At 62.3% G+C, this 17,032-nt stretch carries 27 protein-coding genes; 14 read left to right on the forward strand and 13 right to left on the reverse strand.

The window, feature by feature from the left end:
* Positions 1–44 precede the first annotated feature (44 nt).
* Both P9230_RS18865 and P9230_RS18870 read left to right on the forward strand, forming a co-directional pair.
* Positions 45–497, forward strand: a complete 453-nt coding sequence (locus tag P9230_RS18865) for a GFA family protein (RefSeq protein WP_067325159.1) — start codon at positions 45–47, stop codon at positions 495–497.
* Between the two features lie 562 nt (positions 498–1,059).
* On the forward strand, positions 1,060–1,605 hold the full coding sequence (locus P9230_RS18870) for a hypothetical protein (RefSeq protein ID WP_127241095.1): 546 nt from the start codon (positions 1,060–1,062) through the stop codon (positions 1,603–1,605).
* Positions 1,606–1,640: 35 nt separating this feature from the next.
* Here the strand turns inward: P9230_RS18870 and P9230_RS18875 are convergent, their stop codons facing one another.
* On the reverse strand, positions 1,641–1,910 hold the full coding sequence (locus P9230_RS18875; RefSeq protein ID WP_127241096.1) for a hypothetical protein: 270 nt from the start codon (positions 1,908–1,910) through the stop codon (positions 1,641–1,643).
* Between the two features lie 166 nt (positions 1,911–2,076).
* On the opposite strand from P9230_RS18875, the gene P9230_RS18880 reads away from it, so the two are divergent.
* On the forward strand, positions 2,077–2,268 hold the full coding sequence (locus tag P9230_RS18880) for a hypothetical protein (RefSeq protein ID WP_067325165.1): 192 nt from the start codon (positions 2,077–2,079) through the stop codon (positions 2,266–2,268).
* Positions 2,269–2,391: 123 nt separating this feature from the next.
* On the opposite strand, the gene msrA is transcribed toward P9230_RS18880, so the two are convergent.
* The 5 genes from msrA to P9230_RS18905 form a co-directional block, all read right to left on the reverse strand.
* Entirely contained in the window at positions 2,392–2,910 is a 519-nt protein-coding gene (gene msrA / locus P9230_RS18885) for a peptide-methionine (S)-S-oxide reductase MsrA (protein WP_067325167.1), read from the reverse strand.
* Positions 2,911–3,087: 177 nt separating this feature from the next.
* Positions 3,088–3,339 carry a hypothetical protein gene (locus P9230_RS18890; RefSeq protein WP_095824463.1) on the reverse strand — a complete coding sequence of 84 codons (252 nt, stop codon included), beginning with the start codon at positions 3,337–3,339 and terminating at the stop codon, positions 3,088–3,090.
* A 792-nt stretch (positions 3,340–4,131) separates the two neighbouring features.
* On the reverse strand, positions 4,132–4,869 hold the full coding sequence (locus P9230_RS18895) for a terminase family protein (protein ID WP_278120395.1): 738 nt from the start codon (positions 4,867–4,869) through the stop codon (positions 4,132–4,134).
* Positions 4,814–5,206, reverse strand: coding sequence for a hypothetical protein (locus P9230_RS18900; protein ID WP_278120397.1), 393 nt, complete (start codon positions 5,204–5,206; stop codon positions 4,814–4,816). Before P9230_RS18900 ends, P9230_RS18895 begins: the two co-directional genes overlap by 56 nt.
* A complete protein-coding gene (locus P9230_RS18905; RefSeq protein ID WP_278120399.1) occupies positions 5,199–5,585 on the reverse strand; it encodes a hypothetical protein in 387 nt (128 codons plus the stop codon). The genes P9230_RS18900 and P9230_RS18905 overlap by 8 nt, the downstream gene beginning before the upstream one ends.
* Before the next feature lie 461 nt (positions 5,586–6,046).
* Between P9230_RS18905 and P9230_RS18910 the strand changes: the two genes are divergently transcribed.
* The 4 genes from P9230_RS18910 to P9230_RS18925 all read left to right on the forward strand — a co-directional run bounded on the left by P9230_RS18910 (position 6,047) and on the right by P9230_RS18925 (position 7,868).
* A complete protein-coding gene (locus tag P9230_RS18910) occupies positions 6,047–6,367 on the forward strand; it encodes a hypothetical protein (RefSeq protein WP_066999384.1) in 321 nt (106 codons plus the stop codon).
* Between the two features lie 139 nt (positions 6,368–6,506).
* Complete coding sequence (locus P9230_RS18915; RefSeq protein WP_278120401.1) at positions 6,507–7,052, forward strand: hypothetical protein; 546 nt, start codon at positions 6,507–6,509, stop codon at positions 7,050–7,052.
* Positions 7,053–7,229: 177 nt separating this feature from the next.
* On the forward strand, positions 7,230–7,499 hold the full coding sequence (locus tag P9230_RS18920; RefSeq protein WP_095778279.1) for a hypothetical protein: 270 nt from the start codon (positions 7,230–7,232) through the stop codon (positions 7,497–7,499).
* Positions 7,500–7,562: 63 nt separating this feature from the next.
* Positions 7,563–7,868 (forward strand): hypothetical protein, encoded by a 306-nt coding sequence (locus tag P9230_RS18925; protein ID WP_066999393.1) that lies wholly within the window; start codon positions 7,563–7,565, stop codon positions 7,866–7,868.
* A 12-nt stretch (positions 7,869–7,880) separates the two neighbouring features.
* Here the strand turns inward: P9230_RS18925 and P9230_RS18930 are convergent, their stop codons facing one another.
* A complete protein-coding gene (locus P9230_RS18930; protein ID WP_067325191.1) occupies positions 7,881–8,300 on the reverse strand; it encodes a DoxX family protein in 420 nt (139 codons plus the stop codon).
* 269 nt (positions 8,301–8,569) lie between these two features.
* A complete protein-coding gene (locus tag P9230_RS18935; RefSeq protein ID WP_067325194.1) occupies positions 8,570–9,325 on the reverse strand; it encodes a tryptophan 2,3-dioxygenase family protein in 756 nt (251 codons plus the stop codon).
* A gap of 140 nt (positions 9,326–9,465) precedes the next feature.
* On the opposite strand from P9230_RS18935, the gene P9230_RS18940 reads away from it, so the two are divergent.
* Positions 9,466–9,936: an Lrp/AsnC family transcriptional regulator gene (locus P9230_RS18940; RefSeq protein ID WP_095824496.1), complete on the forward strand. Its 471-nt coding sequence runs from the start codon at positions 9,466–9,468 to the stop codon at positions 9,934–9,936.
* Between the two features lie 319 nt (positions 9,937–10,255).
* The gene (locus tag P9230_RS18945; RefSeq protein ID WP_245457070.1) at positions 10,256–10,609 is read left to right on the forward strand and encodes a BrnA antitoxin family protein; all 354 of its coding nucleotides are present in this window, start codon (positions 10,256–10,258) and stop codon (positions 10,607–10,609) included.
* Between the two features lie 367 nt (positions 10,610–10,976).
* Here P9230_RS18945 and P9230_RS18950 read toward each other — a convergent pair whose 3' ends face one another.
* The 3 genes from P9230_RS18950 to P9230_RS18960 all read right to left on the reverse strand — a co-directional run bounded on the left by P9230_RS18950 (position 10,977) and on the right by P9230_RS18960 (position 12,884).
* Complete coding sequence (locus P9230_RS18950) at positions 10,977–11,336, reverse strand: SPW repeat protein (protein ID WP_066999436.1); 360 nt, start codon at positions 11,334–11,336, stop codon at positions 10,977–10,979.
* A gap of 211 nt (positions 11,337–11,547) precedes the next feature.
* Positions 11,548–12,606: a PAS domain S-box protein gene (locus tag P9230_RS18955; protein WP_245460751.1), complete on the reverse strand. Its 1,059-nt coding sequence runs from the start codon at positions 12,604–12,606 to the stop codon at positions 11,548–11,550.
* Between the two features lie 32 nt (positions 12,607–12,638).
* Positions 12,639–12,884 (reverse strand): hypothetical protein, encoded by a 246-nt coding sequence (locus tag P9230_RS18960; protein WP_067325210.1) that lies wholly within the window; start codon positions 12,882–12,884, stop codon positions 12,639–12,641.
* Positions 12,885–13,012: 128 nt separating this feature from the next.
* Here P9230_RS18960 and P9230_RS18965 point away from each other — a divergent pair, with 128 nt between their 5' ends.
* A complete protein-coding gene (locus tag P9230_RS18965; protein WP_127325439.1) occupies positions 13,013–13,492 on the forward strand; it encodes a hypothetical protein in 480 nt (159 codons plus the stop codon).
* A gap of 11 nt (positions 13,493–13,503) precedes the next feature.
* Here the strand turns inward: P9230_RS18965 and P9230_RS18970 are convergent, their stop codons facing one another.
* Complete coding sequence (locus P9230_RS18970) at positions 13,504–13,914, reverse strand: HD domain-containing protein (RefSeq protein ID WP_067325217.1); 411 nt, start codon at positions 13,912–13,914, stop codon at positions 13,504–13,506.
* Between the two features lie 220 nt (positions 13,915–14,134).
* Here P9230_RS18970 and P9230_RS18975 point away from each other — a divergent pair, with 220 nt between their 5' ends.
* From P9230_RS18975 to P9230_RS18990, 4 genes are all read left to right on the forward strand, one after another.
* Entirely contained in the window at positions 14,135–14,338 is a 204-nt protein-coding gene (locus P9230_RS18975) for a CsbD family protein (protein WP_066999415.1), read from the forward strand.
* A 571-nt stretch (positions 14,339–14,909) separates the two neighbouring features.
* The gene (locus P9230_RS18980) at positions 14,910–15,107 is read left to right on the forward strand and encodes a hypothetical protein (protein WP_067325226.1); all 198 of its coding nucleotides are present in this window, start codon (positions 14,910–14,912) and stop codon (positions 15,105–15,107) included.
* Between the two features lie 102 nt (positions 15,108–15,209).
* Positions 15,210–15,389 (forward strand): hypothetical protein, encoded by a 180-nt coding sequence (locus tag P9230_RS18985; RefSeq protein WP_082953924.1) that lies wholly within the window; start codon positions 15,210–15,212, stop codon positions 15,387–15,389.
* Positions 15,390–15,704: 315 nt separating this feature from the next.
* On the forward strand, positions 15,705–16,106 hold the full coding sequence (locus tag P9230_RS18990) for a hypothetical protein (protein WP_127325437.1): 402 nt from the start codon (positions 15,705–15,707) through the stop codon (positions 16,104–16,106).
* Here the strand turns inward: P9230_RS18990 and P9230_RS18995 are convergent.
* Positions 16,002–17,003, reverse strand: coding sequence for a YihY/virulence factor BrkB family protein (locus P9230_RS18995; protein ID WP_127325436.1), 1,002 nt, complete (start codon positions 17,001–17,003; stop codon positions 16,002–16,004). The genes P9230_RS18990 and P9230_RS18995 overlap by 105 nt on opposite strands.
* Positions 17,004–17,032 lie beyond the last annotated feature (29 nt).

A 17,032-nucleotide genomic window follows, 5' to 3' on the forward strand; every position in this document is an offset into this window, starting at 1 on the left:
TACCGGATGGTGACACCAATGTCCCGGCTGCAGGAGGAACGGCCATGTTCGACGATGTCATGCGTAGCGGCAGCTGCCTGTGCGGCGGTGTCCAGTTCCGGGTGACCGGCGAGCCGCTGAGGGTGGGACTTTGCCATTGCAAGGACTGCCGCAAGACCAGCGGATCGGCGTATCAGGCCTTTGCCATATGGCCGCGCCAGGCATTCGAAAGCGCGGGTATCACCAGCACTTATGGCGGGCGAAGCTTCTGTCCAACCTGCGGCAGCCGCTTGCCGTCGGTTCGCGAGGACGAGGCCGAGGTGATGATCGGCAGCCTGGATGTCGTACCGACCGAAGGGCTTGAGCCCAGCTACGAATTGTGGATCGGTCGGCGCGAGCAGTGGTTGCATCCTCTGCCCGAGGCGAGCCAATTCGAGCATGACAGGACCGTCGCTGAGTCGGCGGCCGATGATGCCGAGCCGGAGACCGTGCGCGAGCCGTATCGCAAATCAGCCTAAATGCTGAATGGCAGTAAGGCTTAAGTCGCAGAGCAAGGACGCATCGGTCCAGCGAGCCGGCGCCTATGCCCGTAAACGACCGGACGCTGACCGCGAGGGCCTTGTCTTCTTCTGGAAGTCGGGCATTTTCAACCAACGGTCGGTTTGCCGGCGCGGCAGCGGCCGCTAGCATCCCCGGCGCGGCGAAAACCTTTTGGAGGCCGCTTCGGCCGGCGCGGCTCAGGCAACACCAGCATTGCCGCGCCGGCCTTACAAGATGGATAGTATGTCCAGCCCAGGCGTTGCGTCCGGGAGAATACAACTTTTGATGTTGTTTCAAGTTCGAAAGCTTCCTTCTCGCGTGAAGCACCGGCTTCATTTGCGACACGGAAATGAAAATTGTTTCGGCCAGAGAAACTTTTTCACCGTCCGTATTTCCTGGATGATGCCAACTATGCGGCGAAGCTATGCAAGCAAGGGGCAGGCCCAATCATTTTCCTGCCTTGTACAAAAACTTACCTTTGTTTCTTTTTGATTTTAAGACATAGTACTGCGAATCCTGAAACCGAACGGGGCGGTTTTGATGACACTGGCGCCTCAAGGCAGCCGCAACCTGCATCTGCGGTATCCACCGATCGACGGGTTTTGGACCTGGGACATCAAGCGCGACCGCGTCTATGGGGACGCGAATCTGTCCGCTTATTTCGACCTGACGCTCGAGGAGTTCTCGCACGGCGCGCCGCTGGAGCGGTGCATGCAAAGCATCGAGCGGGACGATCAGCCGCGGGTTCGGCTGGCGATCCGAAAGGCGATCGAGCGCAGGTCAGGTTTCCGCGAGGTCTACAAGGTCCGCTCGGAAAAGATGGGGCTGCGCAAGATCCTTGCCGTCGGCCAGTGCTATGTCGATGACATCGGCGAGGCAGCGCTCTATCCGGGCTGGTTCATCGACCTGACGCAGGATGCCGCAGGCGAGGATCACTCGCTGCGCGAAATCCACGACCATGTCGAGCAGGCCAGGGAAATCGCGCAGTCGATCGGGGACGACATGCTTTCCTACCTGCTGGACAACATCCAGGAAGAGATCCTGCAAAGGCTTGGCGAGAGATCGAGGAGGCGCAAATCGTCCTGAGGCGATCTTTGTTAGTTTCTCGGCCGGGTTCCGGGCTAGCTTCTGGGCGGAAGCCTGCCGCGCCTGCCGATCTCGGCCGTCACCATGCGCGCGAAATGCGAGTGGGGCGAGCGGCGCTCGATAAGCTTGGCTCGCTCGAGGGCAGCGTCGCCGTAGAATTCGATCAGCACGTTGGCGGCCTTGGCGGCATCGGCCTGCAGCCTGCCGAGATCGGCCTGTCCGCTCCCGCTCGCGGGCTCGCTCCTGGCAATCACGTCAAGCATGGCTTGCAGCTTGTCGGGAGTGCTGCCCTCGTCTTCATGCATAGTCGCCATCCGATTGGGGGCGTAAAATATCGACATTTTCGCGCGATGTGCAACAGCTTCATTGATCGAGCGCAGGTGCAACCGGGCGCAGCCTGGCCGCGAGCGAGCCGACAACATTCGTACAAGTATAGTCAGCCAAACTTCCACGCAGACATTGGGGGCACCGATGGACCAGCCGAGCAAAATGGAAAACCTGCAGTTTGCGCAGGGGATCTTGCGCGAGCTTCGCCAGAAGGCTGAGGCCGACGGCGAAAAGCTTCTGACCTATCTCATCGACATGGCTTACCTTGAAGCCAGCGACCGCATCCGAGCCCATTGGATCGGCCATGAAAACGAGAACCGCCGGGCCAAGGGCTAAGGCCACTGTTCCAGCCGGAGCATGCCGGCGAGGTGCGGGCTTGCGCCCGGAACGCAAGAAAGCCCGCCATGCCTTTCGGCACGGCGGGCGGGATCCTGATTGAAGGGCTGCGCAGCCCTATTTTTATGATGCGGCGGCCTTTTCGCGGACGGGAAGCTTCCAGCCCGGCCGGACGAAATGGCAGGTGTAGCCGTTGGGATAGCGCTCCAGATAATCCTGATGTTCCGGCTCGGCCTGCCAGAAGGCACCGGCCGGAGCGAGCTCGGTGACGACCTTGCCCGGCCAGAGACCCGAGGCGTCGACATCGGCGATGGTGTCTTCGGCCACCCGCTTCTGCTCGTCGCTGGTATAGAAGATCGCCGAGCGGTAGCTCATGCCGACATCGTTGCCCTGACGGTTCCGGGTCGTCGGATCGTGGATCTGGAAGAAGAACTCGAGCAGCGTGCGGAAACTGGTCTTGGTCGGATCGAAGACGATCTCGATCGCCTCGGCATGGGTGCCGTGATTGCGGTAGGTTGCGTTCGGCACGTCGCCGCCGCTGTAGCCGACACGGGTGGAGATCACGCCGGGCAAGCGGCGGATCAGATCCTGCATGCCCCAGAAGCAGCCGCCGGCAAGGACCGCGCGTTCGGAAGAAGCCATGTCAAACCTCCTTTGGATTTCTCCATAAGTGGGGATTGTGGCCCGCTTCTTCCAGCGGCTCAAGCGGCTGGAAAAAGGCGCCGGGAAAGGTGGACGGGGGAAAACGAGCCACGGCGCCGAATCTGCCGATTGCTCGCCGGTCGGGCAAACCGGCGAGCCTCGGGCTGAGCGCCAGCTTCACTTGGGCCCTTTATCGCCCCTGCCGTTGTCGCCTCCGCCATTGTTGCCCCGGCCGGGATTCCCCCGGTCATGGCCATGGCTTTCACCACCGAGGCAATTGGCGTCGCCGACGCCGCAGCAGCGGCCAGCCCAGAGCTTGTTGGTCGGCGTGTTGTCGCATTCGTAGATCTGCTGGCCGGCCATCGCGGATCCACCCAGGGTGGATACGGCCAGGGCGGCGAGAAGTGCATTGCGAAGGATTGCAATCATCGAAAATCTCCGTGGATACACGGGTGTTCATTTGCACCGATGCGTCGCATGGCCACGCGAATTGGTTCATCGCGATTGGCAGAATTCTTGCCGGCCGATGTCGCCAATGCTCGGGATCGATCGGCACGGCTCCCATTCCGCGCCGCTCATTCTTCTGGTGCGGGCCTGAAGCGCCGCACCAGCACCTCGAACAAGATGTCCGAAAGGCGGCGATAATTTCCGCGCGCTGCTCGGGCGAATAGTGCCCGGCATCTTCGATGGTCATGAAGGTCACGTGTCGGGACATATTAGCTCGCCGTAGTTATCTGCCCCAACCAACTATTGTCGTTGATAATACTGTTCATCAATGCGAAGTTCCTGATGAAACGGGGGAGATACATGATCCGCATTGCAATCGTCGTGGCCATTGCCGCGAGCGCCTCAGCCTGCCAGTCGAACGTGCCCTATGACACGAGCAAGCAGACCTGCGGGATGCACGAGTTCAGGGGGTTCCAACGCAAAGTTTGTATCCCGGACACACCGAACAAAGTATGCAATGTCTGGTACAATCCAATTACTCGTGACGAAAGGATATGGTGCCAACCGCTAACCCGGAAAGCGACCGACCCTAAGGCTCGCGCTAGGCAGCTTGCGGGCAGCAAATATCCCTGATCGGATTTCATCCGTATTTTTTGGCTCCAATTCCTCGCCCCACGAACGTGGGGGAGAGGTGGCGCGGCGGAAGCTGCGACGGAGCGGGGGCAGCGCCGGCTGTCGATGCAAGAGCGGAAAGCTACTCGTAAGCTTGTCGCCCTACGAAGACCCCCTCTCCGGCCGCTTCGCGGCCACCCCGCCTTGCGGGGGCGCGGAACCCAAGCCCTGAACCGCCTCCGCCGACAAAAATCGCAGCACCACATCCGACATCCCGAGCAGCGGTGTGAAAGTCACGATGGTTATTCCGCCCGTCGCATTGGTGCGGGTCAGACCCTCGGAATAAATGTCCAGCGGCGGCTCCTCGTCGAACCAGACACCGTGCAGCGTCTCGCCCTGCCATTTCTCGCGGCCTTTTTCGTAGGACTTGAAGGAGAGCACGCTTTCGCCCGCCTGCACATCACCGCCACCGCCCCAGCGCACGACGACGCTGTCCAGCGCTCCGGGCGCGCCGCGGCCCATCGTCGTCTCGGCAATGGCGTCGGCCGGGATCATTCCGGTGCCCCATTCCGCCTGTCGCTGCGGCGGGCCGACCAGCACACGCTGCGGATTGTCGCGCGTGCCCTCGCCGGTGACGCCGGCGGCCCAAAGCCGGACGGGCGTGTCGAACACCTTGCCCATCCACCAGTCCGGATAGCGGCCGGTGAGGTGCATGGCCCATTCGGCGCCCCCTGCCCTAGTCTTGCCGAGCTGGTTACCGGCCATGAACAGGCGCTCGCGGTTTTTCGCCCCCGCCGCGTGGAACTCGGCCTGCCTTTGGTACGGCCTGTAGGCAGCAAGAAGGTTACGTTGACGGCGTTGGTCCAGCTCCTCGAGCAGCGCCAGATAGGTCGTTATCATCGAGGAACGGCCGCAGCCTCGCTTCGAGGCCGCGGATGCGGCTGCGGATCTCCTCATCGCTCAATTGGTCCAGACTGTTTTGGTTCGCATCGAGACCCTGCGAGAACTCTTTGGGCAGCATCGTCAGCACGACCTTCAGATACTGGTCGGGCTTTTCCGCCCTGACCGCGGCGATGACGCCGGCGCCATGGGCGCGGAAATCAGCGCGCAGCGCCGCGGCGAAATCGTGGCCCAGCGTCTTTTTCGAGCGCCCGGCGATCGGCGCGGCGGCCGGCTCAGCCTTCGCTCCAGCGGTTCGGGCGCCGGCGCGCCGCGCCTTGCCTGCGCCGTCAGCCATTGGCGGCTGCAGCGGCCGCCGACGTTCCGGCGGAACGAACCGCACGCGCCCTGGCGGGCTTGCGCGCCGGCTTCTTGCGCGGCTTGGCGCGGGCGGCCTTCGGCGCGGAGGGCTGATCGACCTGTCCGGAAAACGGCTCCGTTCGTTTCAGCTTCGCCGCGGCGGCTCTCATGGCCGACGGATCGAGACCCTGGCGCGGAAAGCCGAAGCCGGCGATCGCGTCGACCGGACCGCCGCGCACCATGCCGATGCGCACACCCGGCGCGACTGCCTCGACGCGGCTTGTGCGGGGCGGCTCGCCGAACGATGCGAACTCGCCGATGGCGCTGACGATTTCGGCGTCGTCGTCGCCGGTGATGATGGTGGCATAGCGTGGCATGCAGAGCTTCCGCAGATTGGATTCAACTAAAAGGTCGAGTTCCCGCCCCGCCTGTCCTGACGGATATCTCGCCCGCAAGGGGGACCATCGATCCCCTTCTTGCGGGGGATATGGCTGGCACGCCACAGGAGGATGCTGTCCCGTCGCCTCGCCAACTGGCGAAGCCCCCAAGGTGAGGAGCCACAAAAAAACCCGCCGGCTGGCGGGTCGTTGGCGCAAATCAGCACCATGGATAAAATCATAGCAGAGCTGCCCTCACCTGACAAGGCTCTTAGGTAAATTGTCCTAGCTGCTTGTCTGCAGCCTTGCCGGGAAAGCGACTTTCGCTCGCGCACCGATAAATTGTGGAAGTTCCAGAAATTTTTTCTCGGAACCACCTCCGGGCCGAGGGGTTCCACCCTTAGTCGCGACGCGACAGACTCCCGAACAGAGAAACGATCTCGCACAAGAAGGAGAAGATCATGCTCATCAAGATTCTTGCGGCATCGGCTCTGACCATCGGTCTGGCTACGGCTGCGATGGCTCAGAATGCAACGGGCGGTACCGCCGACACGGCGGGCAGCGGCCAGAGCATCACGGTGGACCCCACCACGCCTGCCAATCCGCCGCCTGATCAGATGGCGCCCGATACAGGCACGACGGGCAGCATCACCACGGACGGCATGAATTCGAACGCCGATCGGAATTGCCCCGCGACGCCGCAGGGCGCCCAGCCGGATGCAACTCACACGTCGCCTGGCACGGCATCGCCGTCGGTCAACGATAATCATTGCGGCAAGTAGTAACGAGACGCGGCAGTTTCGTCGCGCGAGGGCCGTGGAGTTCCGCTCCACGGCCCTTTGCTTGGAAGGGAACCATGGCGGACGTGAGCCGTTGCAAGGTCGGGCGTGAGCCGTTGCAGAGTTCAGCAAGGAGAGACCCATGGCAGACGATGAAACCAACCAGGGTAAGGACACGAACGCAGCAGCCGCGCGCAACGGCAGCTCGACGTCCCAGGGCGGCGGCACAGAGCGAAGCAATCCGAGCCGCAGCAGCGCTGCCCGCAGCGGCAGCGCTTCGCGCACCAGCGCCAGATCTTCAGCCGCTTCGGAAGCGGCGATGAGGAAGCAGATCGCCGAATTGAAGCGCGAGGTGAGCCGGCTCAACCGCGCGCTTGCCGATCAGGCCGAGGAAGCCGCCAGTGCGACGCAAGGGTGGTACCAGAGCGCGGCCGACCGGGCCTCCGGCCTCTACAGCGGCGCGGCCGACCGAGCTTCTGAATTCTACGGCGGCGCGAGCGATCGCGCCTCACGCGCGGCAAGGCAGTTGCGAAGCCAGGCCCAGAGCGTTTCCGAAACCGTGCAGCAGAATCCCGGCACCGTTTCCACCGCCATGGTTCTTGGCGGCCTGGTCGGCTTGCTGATCGGCATGGCGATGGCGCGCAACTCGGACACAGCCCACGACTGGGCCCGCCCCTGGACCCGATAGAGCAATCGCGCCCCCACGGCCGCCGCAGCGCAGGCCGCTGAAGGAGGCCGGGCCCAGAGCCCGGCCTTTCCATAGCGGCGGGTTGGTGTGCCCGGTTGTCGTTGGTGTGCCCGGTTGGGCTGGTCATTAGCCGGACCTTATGGAATCATTCCCCAAGGGGAATCGCGGAGAGCGGGCATGGACAAATCCGCCATGGCATCGGTCTTTCGGATGCGGCATGCGCCAGCAGGTATTTCAGGCGTTCGCAGTCTTGGCCGAGGCCAGGCGGATCCGGTCTTCCATTCGCGCCCGCTTGGCGAAGCCATCCGCTTCATCGCCGAGGCAGACGGCCAATATGATCTGAGCGCCGTGGCCATCTCCTATGGAGATCGCTCGACCCCGCCGCTGGGCGCCCGCGAGATCAAGCAGCTCTGGGCCGAATACGGCGTGCGCCTGATGGAGGCCTAAGGCGGTCCCGGATCGGAAACGCCGCTCATGCGTTTTCAAGCGAGGTCAATGGGAGGAAGCGCCATGAACGTCGCCAATCTGCAACTCGAGGGCCTGCTGATGGCCGTCGCGGCAATCAACCATACTCTGGTGCGCAAGGGGGTGCTGACGGTCGAGGAGATCGACATCGCGCTGCGCAAGGCCGAGGCCGTCGAGACAGGCGAGGACCGGTCCGAGGCGATTTCGGCGTCGAACCGCGATGCGATCAACTTCCCGATCCGCCTGCTCGAGCTCGCCAACCAATGCCAGCCGGAAGCGGACATGCCTTCCTTCTCCAAGCTGGCGCGCATGGTCGGGCAGATGAAGGAACCCTATAACGATCAGATGTGAAGTGGCGGCGCCTCACGCCCGGCCCGGCCAACCCTGTCGGACGGCGAGCAACTTGCCCGGCCCATGCACGGCGGCGAAGAAAAGGCCGGCGAGGAAAGTGAAATGATCGACGAAGAAGCCGAACTCGGCCTGGTTGCCGGTCCAGTGCGACGGGCCGTGGAATGAAAAGCCGAGGAAGATCACATAAACTGCCGCGACCAGCGCCGCCGGCGTGAAGAAGGCGCCGGTGAGGAAGGCGATCACCAAAAGCACCTCCAGGATCGCCGCGCACCAGGCGAGAAACAGCGGGAACGGAAACCCGGCGGCGGCGATGTAGCCAGCGGTGGCGCCCATATCCATGAACTTGAAGGTCACTGCCATCGCGAAGACGGCGGCGAAGATCAGGCGAGCGATGAGAATGGCGGCGGTCTGCCAGGCCGATTGCGTTTCCACGTTGTCCCTCCGGTTCGAAGCTGTTGATGCCCCAAGGACGGAGGAAGGGCAATGATTCCGACAGGGGGCTGGAATTTTTGCTTCACTTGTTTCCTCACCCCCACTGCAGGCCGCGGAGAGTCGCCGCGCAGCAGCCGGTGAGGCGCCGGCGACGCCGGGACGAACCGCCAGACGGCGAGCCCACAGCCAAGCTCGGCGCTCAACGAGGGCGCTCTCCCTCGCGGCTACGCCGCGCCACCTCTCCCCTGTTCGCGCGGGGCGAGAAAAGCTCAGCCCGCCTTCGCGTGCGGCGGGTGGCTGATCGAGTCGCGCACGGTGCCGTAGGCCGCACCCCAGCGGTCGGTCATGTCGCAGCGTATGTCCCAGAGCTCGGGGAAGAAGCGGTGGCGGGCGCCGCCTTCCAGGATCTCCACCGGGCGACCCTTCAGCGACTTGGCGCCAAGACCGATCGAGCGGTGGATGAGATAGAGGTGGTTGGCGCGGAATTTCTGGAACAGCTCGTCGAACTCGATCAACGCCTCGGCCACGACATAAGCATCGCCATGGTCGTAGTGAGCGTCGTAGACGTCCTCGACGGAAAGCCCGCGGCCGTCGAGATAGGAATGCTTGAAGGCTCGCCAGAGGTCCGGCGGCAGGCGCAGGATAAGCTTGAAGCCTGGCGATTCCTGGCCGCTGCCATTACCGAGCTCGAGGCGGATCTGCTGGTACTCCTTGGGCGACATCGTCTCCAGCAGATCGAGCTGCGCCGTCATCATGCGCACCAGCCGGTGCACGCGGCCCATCAGCGTGATGATGCGGTGCGTGTCTTGCCTCTCCAGATAGTCGAGCACGTCGACCAGCGTGTAGGCGATGAGCTTCATCCACAATTCCTCGACCTGGTGCACGATCTGGAACTGCAGCTCGTCGGCATTGACCATTTGCGAGAGCGGCTTCTGGCAGGCGAGCAGCTGGTCGCATTTGAGATAGACGCCGTAGTCGCGCATTTCGGGCGCCTCGATGCGGGCGTGATAGTCCGACTTGTCCATGGTTCATCCTCCTCGCGCGGGCATGTTCGGCAGGCAGCCAAGGATAGCGCTTCCGGCTTGAACATTGTTCCTTTCTGTTATCCAAACGGCGTAAATTGGAGTACGATTACCGTCCATTGCCGCGACATTGGAGAACGATCATGCTTGATGCACTTGACCGCAAGATAGTGTCAGCACTCGAGCGCGACGCGCGCATCTCCTTCGGCGAGTTGGCCGAAGAGGTGGGACTGAGCAAGACGCCGTGCTGGAAACGGGTGAAGGCGCTCGAGAATCAGGGCATCATCCGCAGCTATTCCACCCGCATCGATCCGGCCGCGATCGGCTTCGACATCGAGGCCTTCATCCAGGTGTCGATCGACTTCGAGGTGTCGGACGCCTTCGAGGCGGCGGTGAGGAAGCACCCGCTGATCCGCCGTTGCTATGCCACGACCGGCGAGGCCGACTATCTGTTGCAGATCGTCACCGTGGACATGCGGGCGCTGGACAGGATGCTGCGCGAGGAGCTCAGCCGGCTGCCCGGCGTGCGCCGCACCGTCACCTCGATGGCGATGCGCGAGATCAAGGGCGACATCTCGTTCGCCGATGCAGCGGCGCATGCGCTAAGGGAATGATTACAAGAATATTTGCAATCAAAGGTAATTTCGGTATATACCTTAATTGTCGAGACGGGCGGGGGCGATGCGTTTCGAATGGGATGCCGCAAAGGCTAAGATCAATAAGGCCAAGCACGGCATCGATTTCGAGCTCGCTCCGGAATTCGATTCGCCAACGCGGTCGTCGCCATCGACGACAGCACGGACTATGGCGAGGAACGCCTGGTCGCCACCGGGATCATCGGCCTGTCAGTCTGTGTGATGGTCTATGTCGAGCGCGGCGAAACGATCCGGGTGATTTCGCTGCGACGGGCCACGAAGAAGGAGATCGAGAGTTATGTCGAAAACCTCTAGTCGTTCCCGCTCCGCGCCCGTGCACCGGGAAGCAATCCCGCCGAGGCGCACCCGCGAGGAAGCCCTCGGCATCGCCCGGGCCGCGCTTTCGCGCATGTCCGAACAGGAAGATGCGGCGATCAGGGCGGCGGCGTTGGCCGATCCGGATGCGCAGCCTGCGGAAACATTGCCGCGCCGCAAGCCGGGCCGCCCGCGCGCCGAAGTCAAGAAAGTGGCCGTTTCGCTGAAGCTCGACCCCGATGTGGTCAGCGCTTACCGCGCCCAAGGTCCCGGCTGGCAGACGCGGATGAACGACGATCTGCGCAAGGCCGCGAAACTAAAGCGCCAGGCTCGCTAGATTGCCCTGGCAGGTTGGCGGTGCTCAGGTCAGCCTGAAGCAGGCCGGCCGGCTCGGGCTGCCGCAGCGGCTTTTCCTTCTCGGCGTCGGCCTTGCGCTTCGGGCACGCCTCGAACTCGTGATCGCGGCCGCCGCAATAGGAGCAGCATTTGGCAGGCTGATCGGGATGGAGCATCGGTGCCATTCCCAAGAATGCACGAAAAGGTTTCCGGTTGCAGCAATTGCGTGAGGTCGCAACCGTTGCTCAGCCCCGTGCCCCGATTGGTCTTCCATGCAGTTCCGGTCGGAAAACCGGCTGCACGCTTTTCCTGGAATTGTCTTTTCAAAGGAGCTCGCCGCTTGCGCGGCGGGCTCCCTTAATCACCGCTCACGCATGCGCGTGGGGATGACGGACGTCCCAGACGGCCCAGGCAGATGCCGCGACCACGAGCACGCCAAGGATGACGTGCGTGAGCATCACGTTCCTGTCCGCCGCGAAGCCCAGCAGCCAGGGCGACACGATCAGCCAGAGCCCGAGCACGAGATTTACCCATTCCTCCCATTCGGCGAACACCGAAAGCGTCGCGAGCGCCAGCGCACCGAGCAGGACGCCAACAATCCAGGCGTTCCACGCGGGCATCATTGCCGCGGTGAATCCGATGACCCAGGGTGAGATGAACAGGCAGATCGCGAGGACCAGGATAACCCAGTCCTTGCTCTTCCTTTCTTCCATCAGTTTGCTTGCCATGACAACCTCCATCGATGAAGCCAGACCAAAGCAACTGCAATCGCGTGCAATGCGCACGCTATGTTACATGATGTAATACATTTTTACGGAGCGACAAGGGAACCTTCCGCGGCAGCCGTATTGCGCGCCGTGGCGGCCCGCACAAGCTCCCGCTGGATCGGGCCGGGCCGTCCCTTTTACGGGAAAGCCCTTCGAGGTGGGGAACGGACTGTCATCCGTAAAAGTCGCTTCCGCTCTCAGCGCCCAGCTGTGGCATGACAATGGCCTCGAGCGGTGCCGTCAGCGACCATTTCAACGCACCGGACGAGCGCTCGAGACTGGAGGAGCCGCTGAGCGATTGCGGCGCCACCCGCTGCAGCACCACGGTGCCAAAACCCTTGCGCGCCGTCTCGTCTGGCTCGCCATTGGCATGGCCATTCGACCTCTCCTGCCAGACAAGCTGAAAGCGGCGCTGCGCCTTCGGGCCGGTCTCGACCGTCCAGGTGATCTCGACATGCCCGCCCTCGCCCGCCAACGCGCCATATTTCGACGAGTTGGTGCCAAGCTCGTGGAAGGCCATGCCGAGATTCTGCACGGCATTCGACTGCAGCGTCAAAAGCGGGCCGGAAAGCGAGATGCGCTCCTCATGACCAAACGGTTTCAGATGTTCCTGGATGAGGTCGAAGAGACTGGCGCCTGCCCATTCCGAGGTGACCAGCAGATCGTGCGAGCGCGACAGCGCCATGATCCGGGCTCGGATCATCTCCTCGAACTCGCTGGGGCTGGCAGAACGCTTGTTGGTTTCCCTGACCATCGACAGGATCACCGCGAACTGGTTCTTCACACGGTGGTTGACCTCGCGCATCAGGAGCCGGATGCGGCGCTCATTTTCCCTGGCGGCGGTGATGTCGCGCGCGATCGTGGAGGCGCCGACGATCTCGCCCGCAAGGCTCCTGATCGGCGACACCGTTACCGAAACGGCAACGAGCGAGCCGTCCTTGCGCTTTCGCATCGTGTCGAGATTTGCCACGCCCTCGCCCCGGCGGATGCGGCTGATAATGTCGGTCTCCTCGTCGTGCATATGCTCCGGGATAAGGAGCAGCATCGATTGGCCGATGGCTTCCTCCGCGCTGTAGCCGAACATGCGTTCTGCCGCGCGGTTCCAGTCGGTGATGGTGCTGTTCAGATCCTTGCCGATGATGGCATCGAACGAAGAATCGACAATGGCGGCCAGACGCGCATTGGCGCTGGCATCTTCAAATTCCCTGCCCCCGGATGTCACCATGGGCATTAGTTAGCGCGGCCGAATCTCATAGCAAGCGGCTAAGCCTTGGAGGGGTCAGGATTTTCGCCATTCCCCTTTGCTGGATCCAGCACGCCGAAATCCTGCGACTTCATGCCGGTCTCGGCTGTCAGGAAACCTTCGGATGCGAGGCCCCTTCGCAGAAGCTCGCGCACGGCGGCCGAGCGGCTCGGCATGCGTTTCTCGAACCGCCAGTTCTCGACTGCCGCCAGTTCCTCTTCCGTCAACATGATCTGCAGCCTTTGCGGCCGCTCCAATTCAACCACCCTAGCCTCCCGCAGGTCATGACACGAATGAGTATGTCACTCACTGCTAGTAAAAGTAGGATTCGGCTCAAAAGACGTCAAGGTCATGCGAGACAACAAAGGCGGGGGACGCTGGCGGTGCTAACGATATGGCTACACCGCATTTGCCGGTCTATGCTAACTTATTGATTTTTTTACGGCTTTTCCATTTTTTAGTTGCCAACCGAGCGACGTCGGCGCATTATGGCCGGCAGAGGGATGAACCGCCGCGAAAGGAGGTTTTTCCGATGTTACGAGGATTTTCCGACCGGTTGCGCAACGACGCTCACCACAAGGTCCAGCGGGCTTTGCGGGAAAACGGCATCGTCAACATTATCCAATTGTCGGAAGAAATCAGGCTGATGAATCTCGCTGAGAACATTGCCCGCGAGGATATCGAGAGTCTGGTGATGCAGGTGGCTCAGCTCTATGGCGGGGCCATCGAATTCGACGAAGAGGCGCTGACGGCGCTCGACCTGCCCGACGCCTGCCCGGCTGACAGCCGCAACGACCTGGAAAAGGCGTTGCGAGAACGCTCGCTCCTTTCACCCGAGTCGGCGGATCTGCTGCAGGTGAGCGACAAGGGCTAGAGCAATTCCAGTCACTCGCTGGTCAACTCGTCGAGCAGGCGCAGTCCGTTCTCGTACTTCTCGGGGTCGATGCCCGCCTGGTGCGCCTGCCAGAGATTGTCCTTGAGGTCCGCCTGCTTGACAGGCAGCGCAAGCTCGTTGGACGCCGCACGGCAGACAAAGTCGTGCTCGCTTTCGTCCATTCTTTTCGTCAGCGCGTCGACGGCGGCGACGACCGGAAAGCCGAAGCCCTCGGCCTCGAGCCGATCGAGCGTCCACCCCTCGCCTTTCTCGACCACGTCGTGCAGGTAGGCGACGGTTTTCTCGTCAAGCGTTTCGACCGCATCGGCGACGCGTCTCAGATGTTCGATAAAGGGACGGCCGGTCTTGTCTTTCTGGCCGCGATGGGCCTCTTCGGCGATCTTCGCTGCCTGGTAAAGCATGATCTCCTCGATCTATTGGAAGCCCGCCCCAACGGGACAACGAGACGGGCAGGATTGGGTCCCGACCCGGTCCACCGGCACGCCTTGCAGGGGACGGCGCGCCATACTGCGGCAGAACATGAGCAGCGTTCAAATGTTCCCTCGTGTCCCGGCCGAAAAACAGGAACCCGCGGCCCGCGCAGTCGTTAGCATTTACGCAAACACAAAGGAGGTCTGCACCATGGATTGGAACCGCGTCGAAGGTAACTGGAAGCAGGTCAAGGGCAAGGTGAAGGAACAGTGGGGCAAGCTCACCGATGACGACCTCGACCGCATCGCCGGCAACCGCGAGCAGCTCGAAGGCAAGATCCAAGAGCGCTACGGCATCGAGAAGGATCGCATCCGCCGCGACATCGACGACTGGGCGAGTCGCCAGGGCTGGTAAGATCCGCCGCCGGATGAAATGAGCCCGCAGCCCCGATCGGGGCTGCGGCGTCGAAAGCCGGAATTTTGATTTCAGAACAGGGACGTTATATTAGTTGACTAAGCGATTCGTGGCACGGTGAACGATGGCCAAGAAGAAATCGAGACCGGCCTTGTCCGTTATCGCCGCAGCCTCGCGATCGGAGGCTTCCGAAGCGATTTATTTTGCCCGCAAATGCGGCCTTACCCCCGATGAAGCCCTGCGGATAATGCGCGAGGCGCTCGTGACCCTGGGGCCTAAGCCTGCCGCCGCCGCAAAGCGGAAGCGCTAGGCGCCATCGCCTCGGGCGATCGGATACCATCTTTCTCGAACCCGCAGCGGACTTCGGCCAGAAGCGCACAGTGCTGTGCTCGGTGGCAAAGCCCGGGGTTCCAAACCGCTCCGTCCGTGACGCGAGAAAGTTCCGCTTGATGGCAGGGTGACACAACATGTGACCCCGCCGCCAGCGCTTATCCGCAACTCCCAAACCCAGGCCAGCGTTTGTAAGCGCGGACCACGCTTTCACTTTCACCTGTCATCGGGAGGGAGAGCTATGGTTTTTCCGGGTTTCCTCGACCCCGAGGATTTGGTCATCCTCGCAGCCGCTCTCGACGACTACTGCCGCACATTTCGCATACCGTCGGACAGTGAGGAGCGGCTTCATGCGGCAAGGCACGCGCTGATTTTGTTTGAGAACGGCTGCCGCGATCCGGTCGAATTGAGTGAAAAGCTCAAGGCCAAACGCAAGTAGCGCAAGCCTGCGCGAACCTTAGGTTCGCCAGCGGCCTGCCTCTTGCCGCCAAAATGAAACATACGGCCACCTCGAAAGTTCTTGTCTGAGAGGAGGCGCGCCATGGTTGGAAATGATGGAAAGCAGGTGCAGCAAACGGAGGCCGATGTTCAAATGCTCGCCCACCGGTTGGCAAAGGACGCGGACATTTCGGAAAACGATGCCCGCGAGTTGATCAAGCTAATCGGAACCGACTGGCCTTCGCTGCTGCGCGAAGCCCGGTTCCTCAAAAGCCGACACTGATGCTGCCTGCCGGCCAGGCGTCCCGCGATTCTTTGCGAGCTGCTTCAGCGCTTTGAGAAAAATCGGAGCCGCCAGATCGCATTTGTATTTGGACGGTCCATTGGTCTGGATGACGATCTCAGCCTGCCTCAGGGTCAGGCCGTGCTTTTGGGCGAATTCGAGCGGTTGATAGGCCTGCTCCCAACCTGGCCCTGTCTTTGGCATCGTGACGACTTCCTCCCGCAATTGATACGTGAGGCAACGCATTCGGCTGGACAAGGTTTCAACGGCTCGCACACAGCGGCGAAACCGCTGCCAAGCGCCTGGCACTGGTGCATGGAACTTCGGTTGCCGCTGATTGTTGCACCTGAAAGGCGGGCCGGGATGACCATATCGTCGCTGCATCTGCTCAAGGGCATAGGCTATTCGATCTCAACGGTAAGCGTGATGCTGCTGGCGATCGTCAGTTGGGAGCACGTTTCGCAAAATCCGTTGCTGATTGCCTGCCTGTTTGGCGGCGCCGCCACCTCGATCATCGGGATGTTCTGCCGCTGGCTTTCCTACGAAGTCGAAAAGCGTCAGCAGGAGCGACAGGCAGAGAACGGCCAACTCTCGAACCGGCGGCCAGCATCCTCACCCCTGCCGCCAGCGCCGGATCTCCGAGACCAGCACCGTGATCAGGCTGCTGAGGACGATCCATCTGACGACCTCGCCGTCCGGCACGCCCGGTTGCGGTGACCTGCCTGACCTTGCCGTTTCGTCGCTGGCCGCCACCACCGGCGCGAGATCCTGCCGGCTGCCGCTCCGCACCGAATAGGCGCGGGTGATCTCGGCACCGAAGAGGAAAATCTGTGCCGAGTAGTAAACCCAGACCAGCACGACCATCAGCGCGCCGGCAGCGCCATACGAAGTGCCGATGGCGCTGGTGCCGATGTACCAGCCGATCAGCGACTTGCCGATGGTGAAGAGCAGCGCGGTGACGATGGAACCGACGCCGACGTCGCGCCATTTGAGCCTGCGGTCCGGCAGGACCTTGTAGATCGCCGCGAAGAGCAGCGCGATCAGCACGAAGGAGACGATCGTGTTGATCGCGCTCACGATCAGCTCGCCGAACGGCAGGTGCTGGTTGATGACCTCGCTCAGCGCCGAGATCGCCGTGCTTGCGGCGAGCGACACCAGAAGCATGAAGCCAAGAGCTGCCACCAGCCCGAGGCTTGCCGCCCTCGCCCGCACCAGGCGCGAAAGCGAAACGCCGCTGGGCTTGACCTTCCATATCTCGTTCAACGACTGCTGCATCTCTCCGAAGACGCCGGAGGCGGTGACAAGCAGCGTGATCAGCCCGATGAGGGTGGCCAGCGTGCTGGACCCGCGATGCGCGGCGGTCTCGATCACCGCCGTGAGCAGTTCGGCGCTCTGCGGGCCCATCACCCCCGCGAACTCAGCCGAAAGCGCGAGCTGCGCGGCGTCGTTGCCGATGACGATGCCCGCGATCGCTACCACGATCAGAAGGATCGGCGCCAGCGAGGTCGTGGCGTAGAAGGCCATCGCAGCGCCATGGCTCAGCGCATTGTCGTTGACATAGCCGGTGATGCTCTCTTTCAGCACAACCCAGGCTTCCTGGAACCAGCGCTGCATCTTCCTTCCCGTCGGCTGCTTCTCCTCGT

It is taken from the genome of Mesorhizobium sp. WSM4887 (genome assembly GCF_029625865.1).
Classification (GTDB): Bacteria; Pseudomonadota; Alphaproteobacteria; order Rhizobiales; family Rhizobiaceae; genus Mesorhizobium.

Bases quoted from the DNA above. Each gene is read 5' to 3' on its own strand.
- P9230_RS18865 (WP_067325159.1), top strand. From the start codon at position 45: ATGTTCGACGATGTCATGCGTAGCGGCAGCTGCCTGTGCGGCGGTGTC.
- P9230_RS18870 (WP_127241095.1), top strand. From the start codon at position 1,060: ATGACACTGGCGCCTCAAGGCAGCCGCAACCTGCATCTGCGGTATCCA.
- P9230_RS18875 (WP_127241096.1), bottom strand. From the start codon at position 1,910: ATGCATGAAGACGAGGGCAGCACTCCCGACAAGCTGCAAGCCATGCTT.
- P9230_RS18880 (WP_067325165.1), top strand. From the start codon at position 2,077: ATGGACCAGCCGAGCAAAATGGAAAACCTGCAGTTTGCGCAGGGGATC.
- msrA (WP_067325167.1), bottom strand. From the start codon at position 2,910: ATGGCTTCTTCCGAACGCGCGGTCCTTGCCGGCGGCTGCTTCTGGGGC.
- P9230_RS18890 (WP_095824463.1), bottom strand. From the start codon at position 3,339: ATGATTGCAATCCTTCGCAATGCACTTCTCGCCGCCCTGGCCGTATCC.
- P9230_RS18895 (WP_278120395.1), bottom strand. From the start codon at position 4,869: ATGATAACGACCTATCTGGCGCTGCTCGAGGAGCTGGACCAACGCCGT.
- P9230_RS18900 (WP_278120397.1), bottom strand. From the start codon at position 5,206: ATGGCTGACGGCGCAGGCAAGGCGCGGCGCGCCGGCGCCCGAACCGCT.
- P9230_RS18905 (WP_278120399.1), bottom strand. From the start codon at position 5,585: ATGCCACGCTATGCCACCATCATCACCGGCGACGACGACGCCGAAATC.
- P9230_RS18910 (WP_066999384.1), top strand. From the start codon at position 6,047: ATGCTCATCAAGATTCTTGCGGCATCGGCTCTGACCATCGGTCTGGCT.
- P9230_RS18915 (WP_278120401.1), top strand. From the start codon at position 6,507: ATGGCAGACGATGAAACCAACCAGGGTAAGGACACGAACGCAGCAGCC.
- P9230_RS18920 (WP_095778279.1), top strand. From the start codon at position 7,230: ATGGACAAATCCGCCATGGCATCGGTCTTTCGGATGCGGCATGCGCCA.
- P9230_RS18925 (WP_066999393.1), top strand. From the start codon at position 7,563: ATGAACGTCGCCAATCTGCAACTCGAGGGCCTGCTGATGGCCGTCGCG.
- P9230_RS18935 (WP_067325194.1), bottom strand. From the start codon at position 9,325: ATGGACAAGTCGGACTATCACGCCCGCATCGAGGCGCCCGAAATGCGC.
- P9230_RS18940 (WP_095824496.1), top strand. From the start codon at position 9,466: ATGCTTGATGCACTTGACCGCAAGATAGTGTCAGCACTCGAGCGCGAC.
- P9230_RS18945 (WP_245457070.1), top strand. From the start codon at position 10,256: ATGTCGAAAACCTCTAGTCGTTCCCGCTCCGCGCCCGTGCACCGGGAA.
- P9230_RS18950 (WP_066999436.1), bottom strand. From the start codon at position 11,336: ATGGCAAGCAAACTGATGGAAGAAAGGAAGAGCAAGGACTGGGTTATC.
- P9230_RS18955 (WP_245460751.1), bottom strand. From the start codon at position 12,606: ATGCCCATGGTGACATCCGGGGGCAGGGAATTTGAAGATGCCAGCGCC.
- P9230_RS18965 (WP_127325439.1), top strand. From the start codon at position 13,013: ATGGCTACACCGCATTTGCCGGTCTATGCTAACTTATTGATTTTTTTA.
- P9230_RS18970 (WP_067325217.1), bottom strand. From the start codon at position 13,914: ATGCTTTACCAGGCAGCGAAGATCGCCGAAGAGGCCCATCGCGGCCAG.
- P9230_RS18975 (WP_066999415.1), top strand. From the start codon at position 14,135: ATGGATTGGAACCGCGTCGAAGGTAACTGGAAGCAGGTCAAGGGCAAG.
- P9230_RS18980 (WP_067325226.1), top strand. From the start codon at position 14,910: ATGGTTTTTCCGGGTTTCCTCGACCCCGAGGATTTGGTCATCCTCGCA.
- P9230_RS18985 (WP_082953924.1), top strand. From the start codon at position 15,210: ATGGTTGGAAATGATGGAAAGCAGGTGCAGCAAACGGAGGCCGATGTT.
- P9230_RS18990 (WP_127325437.1), top strand. From the start codon at position 15,705: ATGGAACTTCGGTTGCCGCTGATTGTTGCACCTGAAAGGCGGGCCGGG.
- P9230_RS18995 (WP_127325436.1), bottom strand. From the start codon at position 17,003: ATGCAGCGCTGGTTCCAGGAAGCCTGGGTTGTGCTGAAAGAGAGCATC.